Origin of the sequence: Streptococcus mitis (assembly GCF_002096815.1) — a bacterium.
Lineage (GTDB): Bacteria > Bacillota > Bacilli > Lactobacillales > Streptococcaceae > Streptococcus > Streptococcus mitis_AD.
Genome location: NZ_NCVJ01000017.1, coordinates 19,910 through 33,263 on the forward strand (window position 1 = coordinate 19,910; position 13,354 = coordinate 33,263).

At 39.7% G+C, this 13,354-nt stretch carries 18 protein-coding genes and 1 pseudogene; all 19 read right to left on the minus strand.

The genetic code is table 11. The annotated features are described in order from the left end of the window. Positions 1 to 236: 236 nt before the first annotated feature. The 19 genes and pseudogenes from B7696_RS01980 to B7696_RS02075 all read right to left on the minus strand — a co-directional run bounded on the left by B7696_RS01980 (position 237) and on the right by B7696_RS02075 (position 13,297). On the minus strand, positions 237 to 419 hold the full coding sequence (locus tag B7696_RS01980) for a hypothetical protein (protein WP_084861850.1): 183 nt from the start codon (positions 417 to 419) through the stop codon (positions 237 to 239). A gap of 214 nt (positions 420 to 633) precedes the next feature. Then, entirely contained in the window at positions 634 to 984 is a 351-nt protein-coding gene (gene rbfA, locus B7696_RS01985) for a 30S ribosome-binding factor RbfA (protein WP_001273601.1), read from the minus strand. Between the two features lie 252 nt (positions 985 to 1,236). After that, complete coding sequence (gene infB / locus B7696_RS01990) at positions 1,237 to 4,029, minus strand: translation initiation factor IF-2 (protein WP_084861852.1); 2,793 nt, start codon at positions 4,027 to 4,029, stop codon at positions 1,237 to 1,239. 16 nt (positions 4,030 to 4,045) lie between these two features. After that, positions 4,046 to 4,345: a YlxQ-related RNA-binding protein gene (locus tag B7696_RS01995; RefSeq protein WP_033681346.1), complete on the minus strand. Its 300-nt coding sequence runs from the start codon at positions 4,343 to 4,345 to the stop codon at positions 4,046 to 4,048. Continuing rightward, the gene (rnpM, locus tag B7696_RS02000; protein ID WP_000857567.1) at positions 4,338 to 4,631 is read right to left on the minus strand and encodes an RNase P modulator RnpM; all 294 of its coding nucleotides are present in this window, start codon (positions 4,629 to 4,631) and stop codon (positions 4,338 to 4,340) included. Before rnpM ends, B7696_RS01995 begins: the two co-directional genes overlap by 8 nt. Positions 4,632 to 4,652: 21 nt before the next feature. Further along, complete coding sequence (gene nusA / locus B7696_RS02005) at positions 4,653 to 5,789, minus strand: transcription termination factor NusA (protein WP_000032285.1); 1,137 nt, start codon at positions 5,787 to 5,789, stop codon at positions 4,653 to 4,655. Between the two features lie 43 nt (positions 5,790 to 5,832). Further along, complete coding sequence (rimP, locus tag B7696_RS02010) at positions 5,833 to 6,312, minus strand: ribosome maturation factor RimP (protein WP_001808691.1); 480 nt, start codon at positions 6,310 to 6,312, stop codon at positions 5,833 to 5,835. A gap of 126 nt (positions 6,313 to 6,438) precedes the next feature. Beyond that, positions 6,439 to 7,074, minus strand: coding sequence for a tRNA (guanosine(46)-N7)-methyltransferase TrmB (gene trmB, locus B7696_RS02015; protein WP_084861854.1), 636 nt, complete (start codon positions 7,072 to 7,074; stop codon positions 6,439 to 6,441). Then, a complete protein-coding gene (gene ccrZ, locus B7696_RS02020; RefSeq protein WP_000362999.1) occupies positions 7,071 to 7,865 on the minus strand; it encodes a cell cycle regulator CcrZ in 795 nt (264 codons plus the stop codon). The genes trmB and ccrZ overlap by 4 nt, the downstream gene beginning before the upstream one ends. Before the next feature lie 162 nt (positions 7,866 to 8,027). Next, positions 8,028 to 8,639: a CPBP family intramembrane glutamic endopeptidase gene (locus B7696_RS02025; RefSeq protein ID WP_084861856.1), complete on the minus strand. Its 612-nt coding sequence runs from the start codon at positions 8,637 to 8,639 to the stop codon at positions 8,028 to 8,030. Positions 8,640 to 8,669: 30 nt separating this feature from the next. Next, entirely contained in the window at positions 8,670 to 8,918 is a 249-nt protein-coding gene (blpZ, locus tag B7696_RS02030) for an immunity protein BlpZ (RefSeq protein WP_000276515.1), read from the minus strand. A gap of 41 nt (positions 8,919 to 8,959) precedes the next feature. After that, positions 8,960 to 9,649: a CPBP family intramembrane glutamic endopeptidase gene (locus B7696_RS02035; RefSeq protein WP_084861857.1), complete on the minus strand. Its 690-nt coding sequence runs from the start codon at positions 9,647 to 9,649 to the stop codon at positions 8,960 to 8,962. 28 nt (positions 9,650 to 9,677) lie between these two features. Continuing rightward, positions 9,678 to 9,998 carry a hypothetical protein gene (locus B7696_RS02040; RefSeq protein WP_000645118.1) on the minus strand — a complete coding sequence of 107 codons (321 nt, stop codon included), beginning with the start codon at positions 9,996 to 9,998 and terminating at the stop codon, positions 9,678 to 9,680. Between the two features lie 14 nt (positions 9,999 to 10,012). After that, a pseudogene (locus B7696_RS02045) lies at positions 10,013 to 10,239 on the minus strand (ComC/BlpC family peptide pheromone/bacteriocin). A gap of 227 nt (positions 10,240 to 10,466) precedes the next feature. Continuing rightward, the gene (locus B7696_RS02050; RefSeq protein ID WP_084861859.1) at positions 10,467 to 11,156 is read right to left on the minus strand and encodes a CPBP family intramembrane glutamic endopeptidase; all 690 of its coding nucleotides are present in this window, start codon (positions 11,154 to 11,156) and stop codon (positions 10,467 to 10,469) included. Between the two features lie 51 nt (positions 11,157 to 11,207). Further along, positions 11,208 to 11,591, minus strand: a complete 384-nt coding sequence (locus tag B7696_RS02055) for an immunity protein (RefSeq protein ID WP_162496607.1) — start codon at positions 11,589 to 11,591, stop codon at positions 11,208 to 11,210. 82 nt (positions 11,592 to 11,673) lie between these two features. Continuing rightward, entirely contained in the window at positions 11,674 to 12,078 is a 405-nt protein-coding gene (locus B7696_RS02060; RefSeq protein WP_084861863.1) for an immunity protein, read from the minus strand. Between the two features lie 453 nt (positions 12,079 to 12,531). After that, positions 12,532 to 12,651: a PncF family bacteriocin immunity protein gene (locus tag B7696_RS10500; RefSeq protein ID WP_004269601.1), complete on the minus strand. Its 120-nt coding sequence runs from the start codon at positions 12,649 to 12,651 to the stop codon at positions 12,532 to 12,534. Between the two features lie 289 nt (positions 12,652 to 12,940). Beyond that, positions 12,941 to 13,297: a hypothetical protein gene (locus B7696_RS02075; protein WP_084861866.1), complete on the minus strand. Its 357-nt coding sequence runs from the start codon at positions 13,295 to 13,297 to the stop codon at positions 12,941 to 12,943. Between the last annotated feature and the right edge of the window lie 57 nt (positions 13,298 to 13,354).

Genomic DNA, 13,354 nt, shown 5'->3' on the forward strand with positions numbered 1-13,354 from the left:
TTTTACTGCTTATATTATACCATAAGGAAAGAGATTAAAAAACTAGCAGTGGAGTTCCTGCTAGTTCTCTGCGACTTGGATGACCATCTAAATAAGTTTAAAGAGCCAATCCAATATTTTAAATAATAGCTTGTAAAACAACAATTGGACTGCAAAAGAGATGATCATCCAAAAGAATTTCAAAATCCCAAAAATTGGTTTGATAAAAATAATGGCAAGAAGTCCCCAGAAAAATTTCATTTTCCATCCTCTGGCTTGATAAGCCATCGAGCCGTATCCATTAGCTTGTCTGCAATAAAGAGTTTTCCTAGACCGACAACGACATGGTCATCTTTCTTTATCGTTTTCATCACTTTTACACCTTGCATGGTCAAAAAGTAATTCCCGTAAGTTTTAGCTAGAGTTTTTATGAGTCCCATATTATCTTTCCTCGTTTAACTACACTTTCAAAATGATATCGATACCAGCCTTGCTGCCTATTACTGAAAAATCGTTTTATCTCCCTCTTTTCATTTCCTATAATATCATACAAGCTAAATTTTATAAAGCTTTTTAATAATTTTTAAGTCTAGAAAGATTCCCCAGTATGTTTTGTAGCCATTTCCCCACCAAAAAAGAGGGTTGCCCCTCTTCTTAGTTCTTATCCAGATTGCGTAGCATTTCGTCAATCTTGTTTCCATATTCGATGGATTCGTCTTTGACGAAGGTCAAATCTGGGATTTTGTACAATTTCAAATTACGACCAAGTTCACGTTTGATAGTACCAGTTGCTTTTTCAAGCCCGATTTGAGCTTTTTGATTATCTGAAGCAAGGTTACTCAAAATGGTGTAGTAAACCTTGGCAACAGACAAGTCACCTAGCATCTGAACATCTGTGATGGTCACACCTTGGACACGCGGATCACGGACTTTCTTTTGCAAAATCTCATTGACTTCACGCTTGATTTCCATGCCCACACGATCCGTACGGAAATGATTTGCCATGATATTCCTTTCTCTACTTTGAACCAAAAGCTAGACCAGCAGACCTAGCTATTTTTAAACTGCTTGATTTTCATTTCAAATTGAAACGAAGTTCAATTTGAAATCATCCACTTCTTTCGCTGTGGTGAAAGTGATGGAACTGATTTATCAGTCCAATCACAAGGGATTTTTGAGACCCTAGGCTCAAAAATAAGCAATGAAACCATCGGTTTGCTTGCGTCCCTCACCACCTAAGAAAGGAGCAAAAAAATCTTATCTCTTGATTTCTTCCATGACATAGGCCTCAATCACATCATCCATCTTGATATCATTGTAGCCATCGATCATCAAACCACCTTCACGGCCGTTTGTAACTTCTTTGACGTCGTCTTTGTAGTGTTTCAAGCTTGCGAGTTCGCCATCATAGATAACGACACCATCACGGATAACACGAACTTTAGAGTCACGGGTAACCTTACCGTTGATGACCATGAATCCACCGATAGTTCCCACTTTAGACACCTTGAAGGTTTCACGAATAACTGCTTCACCAATAACTTTTTCTTCGAATTCTGGATCAAGCATCCCTTTCATGGCTTCTTCCATCTCTTCGATAACCTTGTAGATAATGCTGTGGAGACGGATTTCCACATCGTCAGCTTCAGCTTGTTGACGAGCTTGTGGTGTAGGGCGTACGTTGAAACCAACGATAAAGGCATTTGAAGCTTCGGCAAGAGTCACGTCAGATTCGTTGATGGCACCGACCGCTGAGTGAACAATGGTAACTTTAACACCTTCTACATCGATTTTCTGAAGTGAGGCAGAAAGGGCTTCAACAGAACCTTGTACGTCGGCCTTGATGATAACGTTAACTGACTTGAGTTCACCAGCTTTAAGTGTATCAAAGAGGTTTTCAAGGCTAACACGTTGAGTAGCTTGACGTTGTTTCATAAGGGCACGTTTAGCACGTTCTTCACCTGCTGCACGCGCAGATTTTTCATCCTCGTAAACGGCAAAGTGGTCACCCGCCATTGGCGCTTCGTTCAAACCTGTGATAGAAACTGGTGTTGATGGTCCAGCAACTTTAACACGACGACCAAGGTCATTGGTCATAGCACGGACACGACCAAAGGTATTTCCGACAACGATTGGGTCTTGGACATTCAAGGTACCTTGTTGCACAAGAAGGGTTGCGACCGCACCTTTTCCTTTATCCAAGCGAGCTTCGATAACTGTACCGATCGCACGAACTGTTGGATCTGCCTTGAGTTCTTGGATTTCAGCCACAAGAAGGACTGTTTCCAACAATTCTTCAATGTTTTGATTGAATTTAGCTGAGATTTCAACAAATTCAGAATCTCCACCCCAAGCAGTTGACATAACTCCATGCTCTGCCAATTCACCGATAACGCGTTCTGGGTTAGCACCTGGTTTATCAATCTTGTTGATGGCTACGATGATTGGAACGTTGGCCGCTTTTGAGTGGTTGATGGCTTCGATAGTCTGAGGCATAACCCCATCATCGGCCGCTACAACCAAGATGGTAATATCGGTAACAGATGCACCACGCGCACGCATAGATGTAAAGGCCGCGTGTCCTGGTGTATCAAGGAAGGTAATCTTCTTGCCATTTTCCACGATTTGGTAGGCACCGATATGCTGAGTGATACCACCTGCTTCACCTGTCGCAACACGAGAATTACGAAGGGTATCTAGGAGGGTTGTCTTACCGTGGTCAACGTGTCCCATGATAGTTACAACTGGTGGACGCTCAACCAATTCATCTTCATTGAGATAACCATCTTCGACAAAGAAACGTTCGATGTCGGCATTATCCACTTCAACCTTTTGTTTGGCTTCGATACCATAATCCACCATGAGGAGTTCAATTGTTTCCCCATCCAAGGATTGGTTTTGTGTGGCCATGACACCCATCATGAAAAGTTTCTTAACGATTTCAGCTGGTTCACGTTTGATACGTTTTGCGATTTCCGCAACGGTCATACCATCTGTATATTCAAATTCTGTTGGCAATTCATGGAATTTACGCTCTGTAACAGGTTTTGGAGCCTGATTACGGTTATTCTTGTTATTGCCTTTTTTGTTCTTCTTGTTGTTATTCCAGTTACTATTTCTTTGATTTCTCACTTGATTTTGACTACTTCGATTCTTTTGTTGTTTTCTAGGACCATCTTCTTCGCGATCGTAATCATCGCGCTCTTTGTCTGGTCGGGCTTGCTTCTTACGACGTGTATCCACTGCAACTTCTTTTTTCACAGGAGCTGTTTCAACCACTGCTTGAACTTGTTGCGCTTGTTCAGCTAACTTAGCAGCTTCTTCAAAGATTTCCTCTGGCTCCTTGCGTTTGTTGGCTTGAGCCAAGGCTTCTTTAGCAGCTTGATACTGCTTGAAGCGTTCCTCGCTTGAACGAGCGTACTCTGCATTTTGTTCTGCTTTTAGGGCAGCTGCACGGGCTTTAAAGTCAATACGTGGAGCTGCTTGATTTGGACGTTTATCCTCTTGTTGACGACGCTCATTTCCACGATTTTGCTGACCTTGCTGTTTCTTAGCTTGGTCGTTAAAGCGACGATTGTCGCGGTTGCCTTGACCTTGTTTTCCACCATTGCGACCGTCGTTTTTCTGACGGTTTCCGTTTTGTTGTTGGTCACGGTTATTGCCCTTGTTTTGCTTGCGTCGTTCTGCCTGCTCTTTGGCACGGGCTTCACGCTCAGCCTTAAAATTACGGCTTTGCGGTTTAGCTGCTACTTTTTCTGCCTTCGGAGCGACTGGCTCAGCCGGTTTTGCCTCTTCCTTAGCTACAGCTGGTTTAGCTGGTTCAGATTTTTCGGCTTTCTTTTCTGCACTTGCTTTTGGTGCTGCAGGTTTTGCTTCTACTTTTGGAGCAGCTGCAGGCTTAAAGCTGGCAGCGATTTTTGCAGCGACAGCTTCTTCCACACTTGATGAGTGGCTTTTCACATCCAAGCCCAACTCTTTTGCACGCGCTACAACTTCTTTACTTTCTTTTCCAAGTTCTTTTGCGATTTCGTACAATCTTTTCTTAGACAAATCATGTCCTCCTCTTCTATTCCATAAGAGACCTCATTTTCTTTGTAAATCCAGCATCTGTTACAGCCAAAACCTTTCTCGATTTCCCGACTGCTATGCTTAATTCCAGTGTTGAAAACACGGCTACAATTTCTACTTGATAATAATGACTTTTATCTTGAATCTTCTTGGTCAGATTGGGTCCAGCATCATGGGCTAGAAAGACCAACTTGGCCTTGCCATCTTGAATGGCCTTAACCACCAATTCTTCACCCGATATGATACGCCCTGCTCTCTGAGCAAGTCCCAAGAGATTGCTTATCTTTTGCTTATTCAAGTCCTAACTCTCTTCTTTTCACTTTGTGATCCACATAAGCGATCAACTCATCATAAAAGCTTTCTTCCACTTCCATGTCAAAGCTACGGTTAAAGACCTTCTTCTTTTTAGCCTCTAGGGCTTCTTTATTGTCTAGCTTGATGTAAGCGCCGCGGCCATTGGCCTTGCCTGTCGGATCGATAAAGACTTGTCCTTCCTTGTTCTTAACAATACGGAGCAAATCACGCTTATCAATCACTTCGTTGGACACAACAGACTTGCGCAAAGGGATTTTTCTCGTTTTCATCTTTCCCTCCTCTAGCAGCTTTTATTCTTCTACAGTATCGTTTTCTGCTTCCAAATCTACCGAACCAGCTTCTTCCATGGCTTCAAATTCGCTAGCAGACTTGATATCGATACGGTAACCAGTCAAGTGAGCTGCCAAGCGAACGTTTTGCCCACGACGACCGATGGCAAGAGAAAGCTTGTTATCAGGAACAACCACCAAGGCACGTTTGCTGTCGTTTTCATCAAAGATAACTTGATCAACCTCAGCAGGAGCGATGGCATTGTAGATAAATTCAGCTGGATCAGCTACCCATTCGATAACATCGATGTTTTCTTCGATTGGGACCATACGGTCGCTCTTAGCATCGTAGCGAGCTGGGTGGAACTTACTAGTAATCTTCTTGATATTCGCTCCACCGCGTCCAACGATTGTACCGATAGCGTCCACGTTTGGATTATGGCTACGAACTGCAACCTTAGTACGGTCACCAGCTTCACGGGCCACGCTCATGATTTCAACAGTTCCATCATAAACTTCTGGAATTTCTTGCTCCATCAAACGTTTGATCATTTCGGGATGGCTACGGCTAACAAAGACGTTGACACCACGAGGGTTGTCTTCAACCTTGTAAACATATACTTCGATACGATCATGAGAAGCAAAGACTTCTCCAGGAATTTGGTCTTGTTTTGACAATTGGGCTTCAATGCTGCCAAGGTTGACATAGATGAAGCGGTTGTCAAAGCGTTCTACTGTACCAGACATGATTTCTTGCTCATGTTCTTTGTAAGTATTGTAAGTGATGGCACGTGTTTGCTTGCGCATTTTTTCCATGATGGTTTGTTTGGCAGATTGGGCTGCTACACGACCAAACTCAGCAGGTGCTTCTTCAAACTTAATCTTGTCGCCAAGCTCATAGGCTGAATTAATGGCAAGAGCATCTTTCAAGCTGATTTCCAAACGGCTATCAAATACTTCATCAACCACTTCACGAACAGTATAAACTGTAAAGTCACCTGTTTTTTCGTTGAAATCAATAGCTACGCTATCAGATTGACCATAGCGTCTGCGATAAGCGGAACGAAGCGACTCTACTACTGCGTCGATGATATCTTCTTTTTTGATTCCCTTGTCTTCTTCCAAAATGCGGAAGGCCTCTAGCATTTCTTTACTCATGTTTTCTTCACTTTTGAATTCTCAAAAGCTATCCTTTCTTTTTCTATAATTTAACTGCTAAACGTGCTTTTGATACTAAACTGTATGGAATTTGGACAGTTTTCTTACGCGTCTTGTCCATATATTCCATAGTCAACTCGTCCTCTTCGAAGGCCAACAAGGTTCCTTCAAAGACCTTTTGCTTATCGATGGCTTGGTAGAGCCCGACATGGATGTATTTCCCAACCGCTCCAGCGACGGCATCCTTGGTTTTCAAAGGACGTTCCAAGCCTGGACTGGTGATTTCTAGGAAATATTGTTCTGGGAAGGGATCTGGCTTGATGGTATCTAGGACAGGACTGATAATTTCTGTCAAGTCCGCCGTGTCGTTCAAGGTAATTCCTTCAGGTTTATCTACAAAAATACTGAGAATCATGTCACTGCCAATCTTTCCATACTCGATATCCACGAGTTCGAAAGGCGCTTCTATGACAGGTTCTACAACTTCTCTGACTAATTCTACGATTGTTGCGATTGCGTCCACCTCCTCATAAGCAAGAGGCGAAGATATTTCCCCGCCTCTCTTTCTAATATTCTTACTATTAGTATAGCACGTTTGCCAACTTATGTAAAGCAAAAGCACTTATACAGCCTGATTTTAGGCTATTTCTTAAAATTCTGCCTCAACTCGGTAGATAACTTGACCCTTGTTGGAGAATTTTTGCTCGTATTCTGTCATGACATTGCCTTCAAAATCACTGGCATGTAAATCGAGCCAAACACCATTGAGCTTCATGCCATATTGAGAAAAGCTCACTAGGCTGTACTCAAACAAGCCACGGTTATCCGTTTTGAAATGAATTTCTCCATTTTCAGGTAAGATACGCTTGAAGGTATCCAAGAAGGTCTTGTAAGTCAAACGACGCTTTTCATGGCGTTTTTTAGGCCATGGATCTGAAAAGTTCAGATACAAGCGATCAATCTCACCGTCTTCAAAGTAGTCAGTCAAGTCAGAACCATCTACCCACAAAAGCTTGATGTTAGGCACTCCAACTTCAAGCACCTTGTCCAAAGCGTAGCTCAAAACAGACTTTTGAATATCAATCCCGATATAGTTGATGCCAGGGTTTTGGTTGGCCATACCTGAAACAAAGGCACCCTTTCCACTTCCAACTTCCACATGAATGGGATTGTCGTTACCAAACAAGTCCCGCCATTTCCCCTTGGCTTCCAAGGGATTGAGGACTACATACTGGGGATTTGCTTCTAGTAATTCTGTCGCCCCTTTACGATTTCTAACTCTCATCTTCTCTTTCCATACTTGTCTCGGAAGTGACGCAGGCCATGAATCTCCCGATTGACATTTTCTAAATCTTGGTTCATATAATACTTGGAAATCTGGCTCAAGTAAGACAATTGACCGTACCAATACAATTTATTTAATACCGTTTGATTGTACTTATAACCGTAGTAGGTCAACCATTCCTTCCACTGATGTTCTGGAATATAATGGCAGAGCATATGGGCCACATCAAACATGCGATCAGTCAAGCGAACCGAATCCCAATCCACCAAATAAATCAAGCCACTGTCTGTCTCAATCCAATTACTATGTCGTACATCTCCATGGACAATGGTCGCATGGTCCTCTCTAAATCCTGGAATAGTCTGACGTAAATCAGCCATCACTTCACTGATAAAATGATTTTTACGCAAAGCATCTGGAGCCGTTTCCTGCCAAGACTGTAATAAATCTACAGGTGTTTCCATGGCATATCCCAAACGACTCAACTGTGTCATCAACGGACGTGAGCGATGAAGACGGGTTAAAATATTGACGATTTGCTTACGATTCATATCATAGGGGGTCAATATCTTGCCTGTCAACCATTCTTGAGCACACATATCACGCCCATCTGCCAAACGGCGACTCCATAATAATTGTGGAGCAATTTGTTCTCTAGCTAGACCAGGTAGGATTGGAGAGGTGTTCATTTTTACAAAGATGCGCTTCCCATCAGGATAGCTACCCATATAAGCCTTGCCACTTTTCCCAGGTATGGGAGTCAGTGTTAGCTCATTATCACCCAAATCCATTTCTTTCCTCCGTATAAAGTTTCCTTACTATTCTACTAGTTTTTGGCCTATTCGTCAACCGCTCCACGCCCGATTCTCAAAGAAAAGCATCTCAATTGGCTCGGGCTATCATTATAACTTGAAAAAGGCAAGCACCATCTCCTACTTACCTTTTCATGATTTTTATAAATAATATAGGAGTGGCCAACTGTTGTAAAACATGTGGACTAGAGTAGAAACCCACAAGTTTTGGCTCTTTTTATAAGCAAAACCCAGCAACAAGCCCCCAAGTAGATAAAAAATAAACGAAGGGACATTAGAAGGTCCATGCATGAAAGAAAAGAGAGAGGAAGTTAGCACAAGCCCTAACCAAGAATTGTCAAAAACGGCACCTTGAAGAAGTCCTCTGAAAATGAGTTCTTCCTGGATTGGTCCAAAAACTGAGGTAGTCAAAATCAAAGACAGGGAAATTCCTCTGCTGACTTCCGCCAAGTGTTGAACTCCCGCGCCAGAAGAAACAGCAAAGAAATGAATATAAACCAGTGTCTCAAGTACACTTAGAAGAAAGATTGCAATGAAAAGCAAAAGGTCTTTCTTGCTTAACATCCCAAAAGAAATCATTTCAAACTTTCTAGCATAAGTAACACTCAGCGAAGTTACAAGAAGACTTACAATAATCAGTGCAGGCTCATTTTGAAAAAAATCCCCATGGTTAATCGTATAAGGAACTGTAATGACGATTATTAGTACTAAAAATCCAAAACAAAAGGCATGAAATTTATCCAAAAACTTCATAAAATTATCCTCCTCACCAAACAGACTTCCCTACAAGTCATCCTTGAGCTCTAATCTTTCCAAAACAAACCATTTTAGCAACCAAAATCCGACCACATAACCAGCCCCTAAGAAGATAGCCATTAAAGATAACATGGGATTTAGGAAATAAAAGACCACCACAGATACAAAGGTTAGCACAAAAACATTAAAAGCAATGGTGTCAGAAGCCAAGACCAGAATATAAGGTGTTAACCAGTCTAAGGTTTTTGAATCTAGGAAAAATAAGTGTTTATACATGATGACCTCCTCTATGGCTGAAAAGCAAGTCTTCTGGTTTTTTAGCCCAGGACCCTGTGTAGAAAAGTGAGCAAAAATGGTAAGTTTGCGATGATATTATTAACAATATGAATCGAATAAGAAGGATAGATACTCTTCGTATAACGTGTCAGCCAGGCATATAGACAACCCACTGCCGTATAGACAAAAATATCTGCGAGACTTGGCAAGCTAGAAAAATGGGGCAAGGCAAATAAGAATGACGGAAAGAGAAGATCCAGCCCCCACCTCGAATTCTTAAAGAAGGCATGTTGAAGCAATCCCCTACATACCAATTCTTCCATCAGAGGTCCTAGTACGATTAAAGTTAGGTAAACACCGAACTCCGCAAAATTGGTCTCACTATAGGCAATAAACAAATTCCACCCTTCGTTCGTCCCCTGAACGTGTTTAGCTGTCAGATAGTTAAAACAGATAAGCACAACAGCTGCTAACACCGTCAGGACAGAATAGCTCAACCACTTTTTCCTAGGGATGCGAAAGAGATAAGCATGGCCCGACCTGACCAAAATCCAAACCATCAAGCTGATAAAGAGAAGGCTGATGATGTTTCGAATCCAGATAAGATTTCCTACCCAAGACGAGAACTCCCAATAGTTGCTCCAAAATCGGGTTGTCCAAAACAGTCCGAAAAACAGAAACAAATAAGAAAGAATTGCACTCGCTTTGAAAAGAATAGGATGTTTTTTCATAGCTTTCTCCATTACAATTAAATGATATCTAATCATTTTCTAAAATTTGATAACTTTTGTGAAATGTTTTAGCAGAAACAACTCTATGATTGGTGATATCTATATAATCACCTGGATAACCAAGAACATACATCCCATAACCAGCGAATCCTCCTCCAACTGTTCCAACTAGACCAAACTTGATATTCGTTGCGAGAGAAGTATTAAGACCTGCCATTAGAATGCGCACATGATTATCCAACCAAACCATATAATTTTTTTGAAAAGCTTCCTCTACCCAACTTGGTTTAGGAGTCGCTTGACCAATTTCCCAAACATCAACAATTTGATTCCCATATTTTGCCTTCATAGTTTCAATCCTTTTTAAATACCATTACATGAGTTTGGAGTTCCCCCAATACCATAAGGACTACATGGTTTTGAAGGATGTATAATAGGCCACTTACCATTAATTGATCCAAAGTTGGAGAAAGTGCTAGCCCACCCAATAAACCAGAAATCATATCTCCCCAACCTCCGAAATCTCCTTCAACTTTCGCAAGCATATCAGTATCCATCATTTCAAATTGTGACATCGTTTTTGTATTCATAACGAATACCTCTTTTTTATTTTTAATTTTAATTGTTATCCTGTTGCAATTGGCAATTTTAGTATAACACTATTTGTTAAAGTTTTTCATACAAATCTTGAATGATCATCGAAACATCTTAAATTACTCAAAGAGTACAATCTTCCCAATCAACTAATAAGAAGTGAATAATATTAAATTCCATTATTCACTTCTTAAAATCGATAATTATTTTTAATCTACTATTTTTAGCTAAATACCCTGTGTAAAAAAGTCAGCAAAAATGGTAATGTTGCGAAAATATTATTGATCACATGCACCGTATAGGAAGGATAAATGCTCTTTGTATAGCGAGTCAAACTAGCAAAGATGATGCCAAATGTTGCAAAGACGAAGATATCTAACAGACTAGGCAGGCTTGAAAAATGAGGAAGAGCAAATAAAATGGAAGGAAGGAGCAAATCAAGGCCAAATCTCGAATGCTTAAAAAAGGCGTGTTGCAGTAATCCTCTATAAATCAGCTCTTCCATAAGTGGAGTCAGAAAGAACAGGGTTATATAGATACCTAGCTCAGCAAAGTTGGTCCCACTATAACCGATCAATACCGCCCAACCTTCAGCAGTTGACTGAACATGTTTAGCTGCCTGAACGTTAAAAGAGATATAGAGCACTAGCACTAATACTGTCAAAATCGAATACCAAAGCCATTTTTTTCTCGGAATGCGAAAGAGATAACCATGGCCTGTCTTAACCAGAATCCAAATCATGACTCCACTAAATAGCAAACTCAAGAGATTTTGAATCCAGACGAAATTGCCAATCTGGGAAGAAAATTGCCAATAATTTTGAACAATAAGCGTCAGCTGAGAAAGACCAAATACGAAAAATAAGTAAGAGTAGACTGCGCTTATTTTGAGTAGAAGCTGATACTTTTTCATAGAAACTCTTTCCACTATGACCTCCCCTTGTCAAGCTCTACTACTGCAAGATTAAGAAGACAGTTTGTTCTTTTTAAGGCTAACCTGACTACTAGATAATAGATACATTAAGGCATTAAAGACAATGAAAATATGTCCATAGAATAAAATTAACCTCGCATCCAAACCAAGATAAAGTTTGACCATCAAAAAGATGAGCAAAAGAATTTGAAACCATAAGGTTTTTCCAAAAATAAATTTAAATCGGTTTTGGATGTCTACTTCCTTGATTTTTACCGCCACCCCTTTATTAGCAAGAAGGAAAACGCCTGCTTCAAACAAGCCACTATAAAGAACAAGCCACCCAATCGATTCATTAGAGATTTGTAAAAATGTCCCTAAAAGAATATTCAAAATACTACTCAAGAAAATAACAAGAAATAATCTGTATTTCATATTAAATACCTCCATTCATTTATTTCACGAACGTTTTAATAGAACCTTCTAATCAAAAATTCTATTAGAAGAGGAAGACAAGCTACTTTTTATAATACTTCAAGCCCCAAATGAGTAGAAGCATGATTATCAAACAGAGAATAGCACCAATATAGGCAATCAATTGTTGATAGAATTCTCCTGCTGTGATACCTCTATACAAACAGATAATAGACATAAATCCTGTCAAACCAATGAACATCAGTTGATTGGTTCTAGGACTAACCAAATCATCATCTTCAAACTCTCTTATCCTCATCTCCCTAGTGAGGTAAACAGTGACCAAAATGGAAGCTAAGTTAATAACCACTAAGAGAAATTGGAAAACTAAGGAAAAATTTAAAAACTGACGAGATAGAAATAGATAAGTAGAGACAAGTAAAGGCAACTGACCTAGGAACAATCTCGCAAGGAAGATGTTCCGTTTTTTAGCAAGAAAAGTTTTCATTTCTTTGCTCCTTTCTTTTTAGTTAAAGCAAAATAGATCACAACCGCAATCATATAGGCTATGGTATAAAATAGATGATACCAAATACTCTCCCTAAGCGGATAAAGAAGGATAGACATGATCAGATACAGAACGAGAATGATCAATATTTTTTTCTTCATAAAATTTCCTCCTAAATGTATGCTTTATCTTAGTTGAGCTACAACCTTTACACTGCTAGTATAGCACTCATTTTGACCTTGGATCACTCAAATCATAAATGGTCATCAAAACATCTTGAATTGTTAAAAATTAAAAAAAGCAAGCATGAAAAACATACTTGCCCTTTACACCATATTGATACCAACTTAATTTGTAGATTTTTTATCCTGCTATCACATATCATTTTGACAGGCGAAACAATATTAAAGAAACTCCCCTGTAGATTAAACTAGCGATAAAAAATCTCTTTATCTAATTAGATCTATCTTTATTCTTCTTTGGAGATTTTAAAAATTTTTCCCTAATTAAAGAAGTAATAAAAGAAACAAACATGCCAACAACAAAAACAATAAGAAAACTTTTGAAATCCATAATTACCTCCAAGTACAGTTCCTCTACTTACAGGCTCAAGCCTTTAAGCAAGCATAATAGCCAATTGTAGCATTGTTTTTATATTCACGAGGAATACCTCTTTTTACTTTCGTCCTATTACAACCTTAATAAGGTTAGTATACTACTATTTTTTAAAATTTTCATCCAAGTCATAAATGGTCATCAAAACATCTTGAATTGTTAAAAATAAAAAAAGCAAGCATGAAAAACATACTTGCCCTGGGGGAACTTGACAATGTGAAAATACAAAATAGAAAACTACTCACCCTCACTTCCGTCTGTTCTCATATATTCTCATGATCGCAACAAGGATAGCAGCTGTTCCACTTGCCAAAGCGATAAGGGTAATGATAATGTTGAGAATTTCAGGCGTACTCCCTATTCTGTTGACAAGACGGAGTAGGGATATAACTGTCAACTGAATCAAGAGTATTGATTCTACTCTTACCAATGAAGTCAGTTGATTTTCAACCGCATATAAAAATGCTGGTAGTAAAACACAGGCTATAGCAATCACAAACAGATTGCTCCCTGTTTCTTCTCCCTTGTTCACCACGGAAATCATGAGAAGATTCGATGCTATAATCAACGTAGAACAGATGATAAAAAAGGATTTCTTATTCATATAGGATACCTCATATACTATGGCATTTTAATTGATGACTACAGGCGATACTTCTTT

Coding starts and splice junctions, on each gene's coding strand:
- B7696_RS01980 (WP_084861850.1), bottom strand. CDS start 419: ATGGGACTCATAAAAACTCTAGCTAAAACTTACGGGAATTACTTTTTG.
- rbfA (WP_001273601.1), bottom strand. CDS start 984: ATGGCAAATCATTTCCGTACGGATCGTGTGGGCATGGAAATCAAGCGT.
- rnpM (WP_000857567.1), bottom strand. CDS start 4,631: ATGAAAACGAGAAAAATCCCTTTGCGCAAGTCTGTTGTGTCCAACGAA.
- nusA (WP_000032285.1), bottom strand. CDS start 5,789: ATGAGTAAAGAAATGCTAGAGGCCTTCCGCATTTTGGAAGAAGACAAG.
- trmB (WP_084861854.1), bottom strand. CDS start 7,074: ATGAGAGTTAGAAATCGTAAAGGGGCGACAGAATTACTAGAAGCAAAT.
- ccrZ (WP_000362999.1), bottom strand. CDS start 7,865: ATGGATTTGGGTGATAATGAGCTAACACTGACTCCCATACCTGGGAAA.
- B7696_RS02025 (WP_084861856.1), bottom strand. CDS start 8,639: ATGAAGTTTTTGGATAAATTTCATGCCTTTTGTTTTGGATTTTTAGTA.
- blpZ (WP_000276515.1), bottom strand. CDS start 8,918: ATGTATAAACACTTATTTTTCCTAGATTCAAAAACCTTAGACTGGTTA.
- B7696_RS02035 (WP_084861857.1), bottom strand. CDS start 9,649: ATGAAAAAACATCCTATTCTTTTCAAAGCGAGTGCAATTCTTTCTTAT.
- B7696_RS02040 (WP_000645118.1), bottom strand. CDS start 9,998: ATGAAGGCAAAATATGGGAATCAAATTGTTGATGTTTGGGAAATTGGT.
- B7696_RS02050 (WP_084861859.1), bottom strand. CDS start 11,156: ATGAAAAAGTATCAGCTTCTACTCAAAATAAGCGCAGTCTACTCTTAC.
- B7696_RS02055 (WP_162496607.1), bottom strand. CDS start 11,591: ATGAAATACAGATTATTTCTTGTTATTTTCTTGAGTAGTATTTTGAAT.
- B7696_RS02060 (WP_084861863.1), bottom strand. CDS start 12,078: ATGAAAACTTTTCTTGCTAAAAAACGGAACATCTTCCTTGCGAGATTG.
- B7696_RS10500 (WP_004269601.1), bottom strand. CDS start 12,651: ATGGATTTCAAAAGTTTTCTTATTGTTTTTGTTGTTGGCATGTTTGTT.
- B7696_RS02075 (WP_084861866.1), bottom strand. CDS start 13,297: ATGAATAAGAAATCCTTTTTTATCATCTGTTCTACGTTGATTATAGCA.